General features: G+C 38.7%; 12 protein-coding genes and 1 pseudogene. 10 read left to right on the top strand and 3 right to left on the bottom strand.

Annotated elements, in window-relative coordinates; all coding sequences use genetic code 11:
• Positions 1–125: 125 nt before the first annotated feature.
• On the bottom strand, positions 126–1,160 hold the full coding sequence (locus tag PR767_RS02305; protein ID WP_272519834.1) for a LacI family DNA-binding transcriptional regulator: 1,035 nt from the start codon (positions 1,158–1,160) through the stop codon (positions 126–128).
• Between the two features lie 371 nt (positions 1,161–1,531).
• Here PR767_RS02305 and PR767_RS02310 point away from each other — a divergent pair, with 371 nt between their 5' ends.
• Genes PR767_RS02310 through PR767_RS02320 form a run of 3 tightly spaced genes read left to right on the top strand, consistent with a single transcriptional unit; the run spans position 1,532 to position 3,555 of the window.
• The gene (locus PR767_RS02310; protein WP_272519835.1) at positions 1,532–1,978 is read left to right on the top strand and encodes a PTS sugar transporter subunit IIA; all 447 of its coding nucleotides are present in this window, start codon (positions 1,532–1,534) and stop codon (positions 1,976–1,978) included.
• 21 nt (positions 1,979–1,999) lie between these two features.
• Positions 2,000–2,287 carry a PTS sugar transporter subunit IIB gene (locus PR767_RS02315; RefSeq protein ID WP_004910231.1) on the top strand — a complete coding sequence of 96 codons (288 nt, stop codon included), beginning with the start codon at positions 2,000–2,002 and terminating at the stop codon, positions 2,285–2,287.
• Positions 2,288–2,298: 11 nt separating this feature from the next.
• A complete protein-coding gene (locus tag PR767_RS02320) occupies positions 2,299–3,555 on the top strand; it encodes a PTS ascorbate transporter subunit IIC (protein WP_036958647.1) in 1,257 nt (418 codons plus the stop codon).
• A gap of 51 nt (positions 3,556–3,606) precedes the next feature.
• Here PR767_RS02320 and PR767_RS21205 read toward each other — a convergent pair.
• A pseudogene (locus PR767_RS21205) lies at positions 3,607–3,849 on the bottom strand (hypothetical protein); the annotation flags it as partial.
• A 258-nt stretch (positions 3,850–4,107) separates the two neighbouring features.
• Between PR767_RS21205 and PR767_RS02330 the strand changes: the two are divergent.
• The 3 genes from PR767_RS02330 (at position 4,108) to PR767_RS02340 (ending at position 6,873) form a co-directional block, all read left to right on the top strand.
• Positions 4,108–4,650 carry an RrF2 family transcriptional regulator gene (locus tag PR767_RS02330; protein ID WP_272519837.1) on the top strand — a complete coding sequence of 181 codons (543 nt, stop codon included), beginning with the start codon at positions 4,108–4,110 and terminating at the stop codon, positions 4,648–4,650.
• Positions 4,651–4,782: 132 nt separating this feature from the next.
• Positions 4,783–5,991, top strand: coding sequence for an NAD(P)/FAD-dependent oxidoreductase (locus PR767_RS02335; protein WP_272519838.1), 1,209 nt, complete (start codon positions 4,783–4,785; stop codon positions 5,989–5,991).
• Positions 5,992–6,129: 138 nt separating this feature from the next.
• Positions 6,130–6,873, top strand: a complete 744-nt coding sequence (locus PR767_RS02340) for an ankyrin repeat domain-containing protein (RefSeq protein WP_181937010.1) — start codon at positions 6,130–6,132, stop codon at positions 6,871–6,873.
• Between the two features lie 229 nt (positions 6,874–7,102).
• Here PR767_RS02340 and PR767_RS02345 read toward each other — a convergent pair whose 3' ends face one another.
• Positions 7,103–8,047, bottom strand: coding sequence for an SPFH domain-containing protein (locus PR767_RS02345; RefSeq protein ID WP_004910213.1), 945 nt, complete (start codon positions 8,045–8,047; stop codon positions 7,103–7,105).
• A 427-nt stretch (positions 8,048–8,474) separates the two neighbouring features.
• On the opposite strand from PR767_RS02345, the gene PR767_RS02350 reads away from it, so the two are divergent.
• From PR767_RS02350 to PR767_RS02365, 4 genes are read left to right on the top strand one after another with little or no spacing between them, the layout of a single operon-like run.
• Positions 8,475–9,428, top strand: coding sequence for a 2-keto-3-deoxygluconate permease 1 (locus PR767_RS02350; RefSeq protein ID WP_109911221.1), 954 nt, complete (start codon positions 8,475–8,477; stop codon positions 9,426–9,428).
• A gap of 10 nt (positions 9,429–9,438) precedes the next feature.
• On the top strand, positions 9,439–10,713 hold the full coding sequence (gene dtnK / locus PR767_RS02355) for a D-threonate kinase (RefSeq protein ID WP_110731867.1): 1,275 nt from the start codon (positions 9,439–9,441) through the stop codon (positions 10,711–10,713).
• A complete protein-coding gene (locus PR767_RS02360) occupies positions 10,703–11,686 on the top strand; it encodes a D-threonate 4-phosphate dehydrogenase (protein ID WP_109911219.1) in 984 nt (327 codons plus the stop codon). Before dtnK ends, PR767_RS02360 begins: the two co-directional genes overlap by 11 nt.
• 3 nt (positions 11,687–11,689) lie before the next feature.
• The gene (locus PR767_RS02365) at positions 11,690–12,466 is read left to right on the top strand and encodes a DeoR/GlpR family DNA-binding transcription regulator (protein ID WP_109911218.1); all 777 of its coding nucleotides are present in this window, start codon (positions 11,690–11,692) and stop codon (positions 12,464–12,466) included.
• Positions 12,467–12,499 lie beyond the last annotated feature (33 nt).

Here is a 12,499-nt window from a genome sequence, read left to right on the forward strand (position 1 = left end):
CAATCTTATTTCGAGAGAAAAAAAAACCACCATTGTTTATACAAAATAGTGAGTTACCGCACTATTATTCACTAAGGACAAGCAAGATATTCAATAAAACGTGATTAATAACAATAAATTAAATTTTACGCACTTTGTCTTGCTTCAAATTTATACGGAAAAACAACTCCTTCTTTACGTTCAACAAAATCACAATCGACATCAGCAAGCCATTTTTGTAGTCTTTTCGCTGTTTCTCGAGCCATTTTACTGTAATCAATCCGCACGGAAGTCAGTGATGGATGAATGTGATCACAATTTGAAGAACCTTCAACACAAGCAATTGCTAACATTTTAGGTATCTGAATTAAACGTCTCTGGCACTCAAAAATGACGCCAAGCGCAATCATTTCATGGCTGCAAATCACAGCTTCAAGCTCAGGTTGGCGAGTCAACATCTCACTAATTGCCTGACGACCAAAATCCATCGTTGCAACATACGGCGTTGTAATACTTTGATCTGCACTTTGGTTATACGTCAGCATCGCTCGGTTCCAGCCACTTAATTGTTGGCTTTGCATTTTACTGTCCATTTGAGCGCCAATATAGCCTATCTTCTTATACCCTTTTTGTAACATATAGTTAGTTAAAAAATTAACCGCATCACCAACGTTACTCTTGATATTCAACGTGACTAGATGGTTCGACTCCCCTGCAACACTGACAACTGGAATATCTAAATTCTTTAGATAATTAGACACACTTTCTGAATTTATTGCCCCAAAAATAATCAATGCCGCGGGGTTACTCTGTAATAGTGTCGATAAAACTTCAGACTCTTTTTTTTGCTGGTAATCATGGCTACCAATAACAACTTGATAACTATTTTTGTTCAGCGCTTCTTGTAAAGATTGCAGAAAAACTGAACTGGCATTATCACGCAGAGACGGAATTAAAACAGCAACAGTACGGCTTTGACCAGAAGCCAAAATACCTGCCGCAGAATTAGGTATATAACCAAGTTCTTCAACCGCAGCATTAATTTTTTCACGTAATTTGTCGGATACTAATTCAGGTGTACGCAGAGCTCGAGAGACCGTCATGGACCCAACGCCTGCAAATTTTGCGACATCCTGCAACGTGACTCGCCCTGTATTTTTTCTTTTTCGTATTTTTTGCATGTAATACTTTTACTTAGCCTAAACTCATTATTAACCCTAAGGTTGTTGATCTTCAATGGACAATTTTCATTCGAATCAAGCGTGTTTTTTTGCTTTTTTCGTGTTCTAGATTAAATGAGCTAAAAATAGCCAATATGGTTCTCTGAAATCTAAAGAAACACTAAAAATCACCAGCTCAGATTAACTTACCACAGGTTGAATTTGTTAATCAGCCGACAAGTGTACTCATTTTGTTTTTGTTCGCTATATTTTCTTAAAATGATAGCGCTATCACGAAAATGAAAGATTCAGCTAGATAGCGCTACCATAGAACACTACTATTCATTCAACCATTACAAAGATAATAATTTCACTCTACCAGGAGCAACCCGATGCTAACGACATTACTGACCCCTAACGTCATTCAAGTCGTCGACAGAGCCAGTGATTGGCAAGAAGCGATAAAAATCGCCTGTAACCCATTAATTAATAATAAACTCATTGAACCGAGATATGTTGATGCAATAATTCAATCGCACGAAAAAATCGGTCCTTATTATGTATTAGGTCCAGGAATTGCCATGCCTCACGCACGCCCAGAAGATGGCGTGAACCAATTATCCCTTGGTTTAACCGTTCTTAAACAAGGGGTTGAATTTGGTTCTGAGGGCAATGACCCAATCAAATTATTAATTGTACTCGCAGCAACCGATAGCAATAGTCATATCGGCGCCATCGCAAAATTAGCTGAACTTTTTGATAATCAAGAAGATATTGACCGCATCATGCAATCAGAAAACGTAGATGACATTCTTAAAATCATCGCTAAATATGAATAATTAGATATTAAGGTAAATATTATGAAAATTACTGTTGTTTGTGGAAATGGCTTGGGCACAAGCTTAATGATGGAAATGAGCATTAAGAATATTTTAAAAGATCTGCAAGTCAGTGCAGATGTTGACCATGTGGATTTAGGTTCCGCAAAAGGCACCGTAAGCGATATCTTTGTTGGTACAAGCGACATTGCAGAGCAATTAGTTGCTCAACAAGTTGGTGGTGAAATTGTTGCTCTGGAAAATATGATTGATAAAGTTGCAATGAAAGAGCGCCTGACTGTTGCTTTACAAAAACTTGGTGCAATGTAAGCGGAGGCACTATGTCATTTTTTCGTTTTCTGATGCAGGATGTTTTATCTGAGCCAGCCATTCTTGTAGGTTTAATCGCACTTATTGGTTTGATCGCGCAGAAAAAACCGGTAACTGAATGTATTAAAGGCACCATCAAAACCATCATGGGTTTTGTGATCTTAGGTGCTGGTGCAGGCTTAGTCGTCAGCTCGCTAGGCGATTTCTCAGCCATTTTCCAACATGCCTTTGGTATTAACGGCGTTGTTCCAAATAACGAAGCTATCGTGTCTATCGCACAAAAAAGCTTCGGCCGTGAAATGGCAATGATTATGTTCTTTGCGATGCTAATCAATATCTTGATTGCTCGCTTAACACCCTGGAAATTTATTTTCCTTACAGGGCACCATACTTTATTCATGTCCATGATGATTGCGGTTATCTTAGCTACCGCAGGAATGGAAGGAACCCTATTAGTGACTGTTGGTTCATTAATTGTTGGCTTTTGTATGGTATTTTTCCCTGCAATTGCCCACCCTTATATGAAAAAAGTGACGGGTTCAGATGACGTTGCGATTGGTCATTTCTCAACGATTTCTTATGTTTTAGCTGGGTTCATTGGTAGCAAGTTCGGTAACAAAGAACATTCAACAGAAGATATGAATGTCCCGAAAAGCTTGCTGTTTTTAAGAGATACTCCTGTCGCTATCTCTTTCACCATGTTCATTATTTTTATCATTACATGCTTATTTGCCGGCGGTGATTTCGTTCGCGAAGTCAGTGGTGGCAAGAATTGGTTCATGTTCTCATTGATGCAATCCATTACATTTGCTGCCGGTGTATATATTATTCTGCAAGGTGTGCGCATGGTTATTGCAGAAATTGTTCCTGCGTTTAAAGGTATCTCTGACAAATTAGTCCCTAACGCAAAACCGGCTTTAGACTGCCCAGTTGTCTTCCCATATGCACCAAACGCGGTGTTAGTCGGTTTTTTAAGTAGTTTCGCTGCTGGTGTTTTGGGAATGTTCGTTCTGTATGCATTAAATATGACGGTGATTATTCCAGGCGTTGTACCGCATTTCTTCGTGGGTGCTGCTGCAGGTGTTTTTGGTAATGCAACAGGCGGTCGTCGTGGGGCTATCTTGGGTGCATTTGCTCAAGGATTACTAATTACCTTCCTACCTGTATTCCTATTACCTGTTCTTGGGGATATTGGTATTGCTAATACGACATTCAGTGACGCTGACTTTGGCGCAATCGGAATTTTATTAGGCATTATAGTTCGCTAAGGTAAGACTCCCCATCGCAAATTTGCGAGTGGGGAGTTGTTTGCGGTTACCCTACTTTCCCAGCCAAGCCCCATCTCTAAATAAAAACTCCTGTAGCATAATTAAATCTTCCGGTGTTACGTGGATCATACCTTCTCCGGGAACATCAATTTCCGCAATCATAAATAGTGCTAACGTGGTTAATGATGGCAATATGAGTATCAACCAATTTTTCCCTTTTGTTCCGCGTATATTGTAACCAATAAGAATATTTGAACAGATAGCAAAAAAGATCAGCAAAAACCAAACCGCATTTAGATTTTCATTCAATATATCAATAAAAATTCGTTCAATCTTAAGATGAAGCGCCTCTAACTAAGGATCATACATAGAAACATGTACGACAAAGGACAGCGCTTGTAGCCCCATAGCTCTATTTATCAAATGCCATAATGCAACTTGTTGCAGCTTACATTAATAACACAGACTAACCTTATCTTAGTTATATTGACAATTAAAACGGAGACCTGTATTGTCCTTGTTTATAAATAGATGCTTAGGAAATTTAAATAAATGGCACACATTACTGTCAGTGTTGAATATGGTATCCATTGTCTACTTTGGTTTGTTGATAATCCCGAACGCTCTCTTAGCAGTAGAGAACTTGCAGAGTTACAAGGCATCTCTCCAAGTTTTCTAGCAAAAATTTTGCCTCGGTTAGAAAAGGCTGGGATCGTGAGTTCGAATGAGGGAATTAGAGGTGGATATCGATTGGCATTGCCTCCTGAAAAAATTACATTTCTATCTATAATTGATGCAATAGAAGGCTATAAACCTCTTTTCGAGTGTCAGGAAATACGGCGCCGTTGTGCTGTTTTCGAAGAAAATGATCTACCACAATGGGCTATTTCTGGTACCTGCTCCGTACATAAAGTCATTCTTCAAGCTGAAAATGCAATGAGAGATGTATTAGCTAACCAAACCCTTGCTGATGTGGCGCAGCGTCTATGTCAAATCGCGCCTAATAGCTTTTATAGAGATGTAAACTCCTGGATGGATCAAAAAATTGAGGCTAGAACAGTTCGTTCGAGTAAAGGAGGTCGTGGGAAAACATAACATATAATCCTATAGCCTTACCTTAAATTCACATCGTTTGTATTTAATTAATAACATCTTCACTGGTGCGGGTTTTTATTATTTAAAATTTGCATATGAGCACTTAACGTTAATCTTCAAAGGAATTCAATAATGACAGCTAAAATTGTTATTGCAGGATCGGGTTTTGCTGGTTTTTGGGCTGCTATTTCAGCAATGCGGGTAATTTCACAAGCTAATAAAGAAAATAGCATCAAAGTTATTTTAATTTCACCAAGGCCTAACCTCACTATACGACCGCGTTTATATGAAGCAAAGCTGGATAATATGTCCCCAGATATTTCAAAGCAGCTAGCTGCCGTCGGAGTTGAATATATTGCAGGTAAAATCCAAAATATCGATACAGATGCAAAATTATTAACCATTAATCTAGCTAATGGCAACCAAACTTCACTAGTTTATGAGCGCTTTATTCTGGCAACGGGTAGCCAATTAAACGTACCTCCTGTTCCTGGATTTGATAAGTATGGCTTTGATGTTGATTCATTAGAAGCTGCGCATCGTCTTGAAACACATTTACAAGCACTAAAGAACAAACCGGAAACTTTAGCTAGAAACACCGTTGTGGTAGTAGGTGGAGGGTTAACAGGCATAGAAAGCGCCGCGGAAATGCCAACACGCCTGAAAAAAATTCTAGGTGGATCTACAAAGAGCCGAGTATTTATAATTGACTCAGAACCCACTGTGGGAGCCGGAATGGGAGCAGACATCTCTCCTGTAATTCAACAAGCTTTAATTGAATGTGGCGTTGAATTACGCGCGGGATTACGAGTCGAAGCACTAAGCCATGATGGAGTTACTCTGTCAAACGGTGAGTACATAGAATCAAATACTGTCGTATTAGCGACAGAAGTAAAAGCAAGTTCTCTAACGGAACAGATTCGCGGTGAACGTGACGCTAGTAATAGGATTATCTCGGATAATTATTTACACGCACAAGCTGTCTCAAATGTTTTCGTCGCAGGAGATACTGTCAAAGCTCCCACTGATAATCAAGGAAATCATAATTTAATGACTTGCCAACATGCCCTAAGTTTAGGCCGTGTTGCAGGGCATAATGCAGCCGCTGAACTGTTAGGGCTTCCTCTTCATCCTTACAGTCAGCCTAAATATGTAACCTGCCTTGATTTAGGGGCTTGGGGGGCTCTTTATACCGAAGGTTGGCAGAGAGAAATACATTATATTAAAAAGGAAGGGAAAAAAATAAAACAAGAAATAAATACTAAGTGGATATACCCGCCTGAATTAGAAAAAAATGAGCTATTTGCTATCGCCGCTCCAGATTATGTCATCGTTCCTTGAGGTAAAATTTAGATTTAATATATTCAAGTAAAATAAATCGGAATAACCGCATAAAAATACAATAAGTATGATTTGTATTGCTTTGTGTCGTTTATTTTTCAATACTGATAAATAACTAAATATTAATAAGGTTTAAATATGTATATTAAAAAAATTATATTTGCTTTTTCATTACTTACTTTTGGGTCAGTATCACAAGCCCAAGTTGTTAATAATAATAACCCTTTAAAATATAGGCATTTTAAAACAGATTACGCTACGATGGTCGAACTAGCGAATAAAGAACGTTTACCTTGGAGAGTCTTCTATGAAAGCCCTAGTGAAGGCGTCAATGCCGAATGGTTTGATGCCGTAAAGCAGGGAGATTTAGACAAAGTAAAACAAATGGTTACTGAGGGGCAAGATATAGAAGCCAAAGACACCGGTAGCTTAGACCAAACGGCTCTGGGATGGGCGGCCTTTATTGGTGATGAAGCAATGGTTGATTATCTTATATCCCAAAATGCTAATCTTTGGGCAACCGATACAGGTGACGTATATAACGTACTAAAATCCGCGGTACTCGGTAATAATGTCAATGTTGTAAAAAAAGTCCATCAGCTAATGAAAGACGAAGTAGACTTGAATAATCAGCAAATTGAAAGTGATGGTGAAACATTAGTCATGATAGCTGCAAGTAATAATAGAATGGAAACGGTTAAATACTTATTATCGCAAGGCGCAGATATTAACCGAAGTACAACGACTGATGATGTAACCATGTTTTCTTATGACCAAAGTGCATTAACTTATGCATGTAAAAATAATCTTCCAGAAATGCAAAAATTCCTTATTGATAATGGTGCACTAAATCATCGTACCGGTAAACCATCTTGTAATTGATTTATAGGAATATTGGGTAATAACAGAATTATTTTCACCAATCATGCAAATAAGTTATTTTTAGCATAACAAAAGTATTGGACGTACCCTTCTATATATTAAATAGCCTGATTCCGATTATATATCGAAATCAGGCTATACAATCAATTGACTAAAAGTGCCCAACTTTATGTGGTTACTTCAAGCTTAATAGAACAGGTTGTAAATATAGTCATTCTTTTAATGAGAATTACTGGCTATTACGCATATCCATAATCATTTTGCCATCATAGTCTGCACCAACCACAATATTAGGCACCTCACCTTTATATTTGTGAGCTTTAATTTGTTCAATCTCTAACTGTTTCCAATTGATCATTTCACGGGTAATAGTACGTTGTAATATCGCATTAGCTTCAGCTTCTTTCTGTGCAGCATACAATTTTGCATCCGCTTCTTGGCGCATCGCAAATGAACTTGCTTGTGCATTACGTTCTCTAGCGATGGCTTGTTGTTCAGCAGACTCTCTTTCCGCTTCAGCAATAACAACCTTTTTCTGAGCTAATTCACGCTCTTTTTCTGCCTCTGCTTTTGCTTGGTTAATTTGCTCTTGGCGCATTTTAGTATTAACCACTTGCTCTTGTACAACTTCAGGCAAAGTAATATCTTGGATCATAATTTCTTTTATTGTATAGCCATAAGGGGATGCATACCCTTGAATAGCATCACGAATAGATTCTTGTAATTTTCTTTGTGTATCTGCTGTATAAAGATCTTGCGCATTAGCAACATCTTTACCAAATTCCAAAATCGTTGAAATCAATTTTTGGCGTACATATTTATCTAAAGCTTCACTTTCTGTACCACCATTAATACGTAATACCGGAGCTTTAGAACCATCAAACTGAAGCATTACCGTAATATCAACAATAGATTTTAGTTTATCTTGTGAAGGTACTCTTAGCTCTTTTAGTGATACACGAATATCTTTTGTTGAGTACGTATCAAACGTTGTAAACGGGTTAATTGGAAAATGTAAACCTGCATCATAAGCAACTGGATCGACCTTTCCTAAAAATGTTCCTACCTTAACCGAACCATCTTGGACAATGGTATATGAGTTAATACCTACAAGGCCGATAACTAGTAGTAATGCAGCGCCAACAACCAATTTAATCATTGATTTAAATTGCATGAGTTAATCCCTATCAAATAATAATTATAATAAAGCGCCTATTGTCACTACTTGCTTTCTAACTACAAGTCTAATAATCCTAAATTTAAAAACACTAAATTTACTGTTTCTATCTTGGTAAAAATGTATTGCTAAGTCATTACAGATAATTTTTTTATAAAGCTAGTTTTATCCTTTTAAATTATTACTGCTTATTTTCAATCATAAAACATATGAATGATTATTTATAATCACCACCTTAATCAGTTGAGATGACGTTCACCCCATCTTAAAATCAATAAATCGTTATTTTCAACCAAAAAAACAGCAATTTTAAGCATGTAACGCCGATTAATAATAAAGGGGATTATTGCGATCTTGATCACTGTTGTTTTTGATTGATTAAATATAATCATTGTGACTAAAATAAATCATGGCGGAGAAAACCATGCAAATAAAAAAATCGATTGAACGTATACCTGGTGGCATGATGGTTGTGCCATTAGTACTTGGTGCCCTAATCAACACCTTTGCTCCTCAAGCTCTCGAAATCGGTGGCTTTACGACATCACTATTTAAAAATGGTGCTCCTGCTCTTATTGGCGCATTCTTGCTTTGTATGGGTGCAGGAATTAGTTTCAAGGCAGCACCTCAAGCTTTATTACAAGGAGGTACAATTACCTTAACAAAATTAGTCGTTGCGATTGCTCTTGGCCTAGGAGTCGATTATCTCTTTGGAATGGAAGGGATTTTTGGTTTAACTGGTGTTGCAATTATTGCAGCAATGAGTAATTCAAATGGTGGTTTATATGCCGCTTTAGTTGGGGAGTTTGGTAATAAACGAGACGTTGGTGCTATCTCAATTTTATCTCTTAATGATGGCCCCTTCTTTACGATGATCGCGCTAGGCGCAGCTGGTATGGCAAATATCCCTTTAATGGCATTAGTTGCGGTTCTTGTTCCGTTAATTGTTGGTATGATCTTAGGAAATCTAGACCCACATATGCGCGATTTTCTAACAAAAGGTGGGCCAATATTAATTCCTTTCTTCGCGTTTGCACTAGGCGCAGGGATCAACTTAGAAATGCTATTACAAGGTGGGCTCGCGGGTATTTTACTCGGTGCGCTGACTACGTTTGTTGGCGGCTGGTTTAATATTCGAGCAGACCGTCTAGTTGGAGGCTCTGGTATAGCAGGTGCTGCAGCCTCAAGTACCGCAGGAAATGCAGTGGCAACACCACTCGCTATCGCACAAGCCGACCCATCCTTAGAGGCTATCGCGCTTTCTGCGGCTCCATTGATTGCTGCATCCGTGATTACCACCGCTATTCTAACCCCTATCCTGACCTCTTGGGTTGCTAAACGTCAACAAGCAAGACAACCCCAACAAACTGAAGAGTAAGGAGTTATTTATGAAGCTATTAGTTATTGCGGATGACTTTACAGGGGCAAATGATACCGGTGTTCAATTTGCTAAAAAGCATGCGCGTACAGAGATACTTCTTGATAGTACACAAAAACATTCTTGGTTTGCTGATGTCGTTGTGCTTAACACAGAAAGTCGTGCATTAAATGCACAAGTTGCTTCAGAAAACCTACGAAATAGCCTGAAACCTTTTTTATCTCAGAAGGATAAACCTGTCATTTATAAAAAAATTGACTCAACATTTCGCGGTAATATCGGTGCAGAAATAGAGACAATTATGTCAGAAACAGGCTTAAAATTTGCTATTGTTGCCGCAGCTATTCCTGCGGCAGGACGCGTAACGTTAAATGGTGAATGCCTCGTTCATGGAAAAGCACTTGTTGAAACTGAATTTGCTTCTGACCCTAAAACACCAATAGTTTCATCACGCATCCAAACTATCGTCCATCAACAGACTACCCTGCCTGTTATTGAAGTGTATCTAGACCAAATACGTTCAGGCCAATTCGTAACATGGTTACAAGCACAAAAGCCAACGCAAGCCAGTATCATCGTCACGGATGCTGAAAATGATGAAGATCTAACCCTAATTGCTAAGGCTGTATTTTCAATAGCTCAACCTTGCCTACTCGTTGGAGCTGCGGGCTTTGCAAATGCATTGCCTGAGATTATTTTCATGGATAAAAAGCAAGGGCTACCGTTATTTATTGTCGCTGGCTCAATGAGCAGCGCAACAATTGAACAGGTAAACTATGCACAAACGCATTGTGATGCCAGTGTTATTGATGTTGATGTAACGCAAGTACTTGCAGCCACTACACAAGATAACTATATGGCTGCGCTCATCAAAGAAATTAGTCAAACATTAAACCAACAAAAACACACCATCATACGAACCAGCCGAGATGTGCAAGATAGGCATCATATTGATGACCTATGCACTACCTACGGTATGACCCGTAATGAATTGGGAAAAAATATCAGCGACTTTATTAGTTTGCTGACCTTAAAAACGCTGTCTGTTTCCAGCATCGGGGGACTTTTTTTAACAGGTGGAGATATTGCGATTGCGGTTGCCAATACTTTGGGAGCAAAAGGTTATCGAATTCAATCTGAAGTAATGCCATGTATACCTTGCGGCACTTTTATTGACAGTGAAATTGATGATTTACCCGTGATCACCAAAGCGGGAGGGTTTGGTCAAATAACCACTTTATGCGAAGCCATCAAATATATTGAGGAAATTTATTGTGAAAAATAATGTTGTTGCTATTACGATGGGAGATCCTGCTGGTATTGGCCCAGAAATTATCGTCAAATCCCTTGCAGAAGGTGAACTTGCAGGAGCCTCTGCCGTTGTTATCGGTTGTGCATCAACAATGCAGCGATTAATTAAATCGGGGTTAGTTCCTCAGGTAAAAATCAATGTGATACAAAATATCAAAGAAGCTCAATTTTCAGCGGATACCATCAATATTATTGATGAACCCTTAGCCGATCCTAGCGCGCTTATTGCGGGCAAGGTCCAAGCTCAAGCTGGTGACTTAGCATTTCGTTGTATTAAACGTGCGACTGAACTAGCACTCGCAGGCGAAGTGAAAGCGATTGCTACTGCACCTTTAAATAAAGAAGCATTACACCTTGCTGGGCACAACTACCCAGGTCACACTGAACTTCTTGCCCAGCTAACCAATACCAAAGATTATGCCATGGTGCTTTATACAGAAAAATTAAAAGTCATCCATGTCACGACACATATTGCATTGCGTAAATTTTTAGATACATTAAATAGCGAGCGTATCATAACCGTGTCTCGTATCGCATCAGACTTTTTAAAACGCGTTGGTTATGAAAAACCGCGTATTGCTATCGCAGGCGTTAATCCTCATGCTGGGGAAAATGGTTTATTTGGTGATGAAGAAATCGTATATTTACAACCAGCTATAGAACAGGTAAGGTCTGAAGGTATTGATGTTTATGGCCCTTGTCCTCCAGATACTGTATTTTTACAAGCCTATCAAGGGCAATATGACATTGTCGTTGCCATGTATCACGACCAGGGTCATATTCCTTTGAAATTATTAGGTTTTTATGATGGTGTTAATATCACTGCGGGTCTTCCGTTCTTGCGCACATCAGCCGATCACGGTACCGCATTTGATATTGCTTGGACGGGTAAAGCAAATCCTGAAAGTATGGCCATCTCACTTAAACTTGCGATGAATGTAGTATAACTAATGAGCACAATGGATAGATTAGATTTAATACTTGAGTATCTTAAACAGCATAACCTCGTCACTGTTGAGGAACTAGTACAAGCACTATCCGTATCAGCGGCTACTATCCGGCGTGATCTCATTAAACTTGATGAAACTGGGGTTATCTCTCGCACACATGGCGGTGTAACCCTCAATCGTTTCATTCCTGTTCAGCCCACTACATCGGAAAAAAACCAGCGTAATCTAAGAGAAAAACGGGCTATTGCGAAAACAGCAGCCCGTTTAATTGAACCAGGTAGCACAGTTTTACTTGACGCAGGAACAACCATGCTTGAGCTAGCGCGGGAGCTCACTCATATGCCCCTGCGTGTTATCACCTCTGACCTCCATATTGCTCTTTTTCTTTCTGAATTCAAACAAATTGAAGTCACAATTGTTGGTGGACGAATTGACGATAGTAGCCAATCTTGTATTGGTGAGCATGGGCGCGTTTTATTACGTAGTATTTATCCTGATATCGCATTCATTAGTTGTAACTCTTGGAGTTTAGAAAAAGGAATTACAACACCAACAGAAGAAAAAGCTGGGCTAAAACGTGATCTAATAACAAATGCTACACGTTCTGTTATGCTTGCTGATAGTAGTAAATACGGTAAATGGTCATTATTTCGTGTCGCTCAAATAGACGAATTCACAGATATTATTACAGACAACCAACTTCCTCTCGATATTCATCAAAAATTTATAGATTCTTGTCGTACTAATCTAATATTGGTTTCCACAAATGCCACTTAATGCTATTGAACGTGATTTCTTTATAAAATAAAG

The sequence above is a fragment of the Providencia sp. PROV223 genome, from assembly GCF_028479245.1.
In the GTDB taxonomy this organism is placed as follows: Bacteria; Pseudomonadota; Gammaproteobacteria; order Enterobacterales; family Enterobacteriaceae; genus Providencia; species Providencia rettgeri.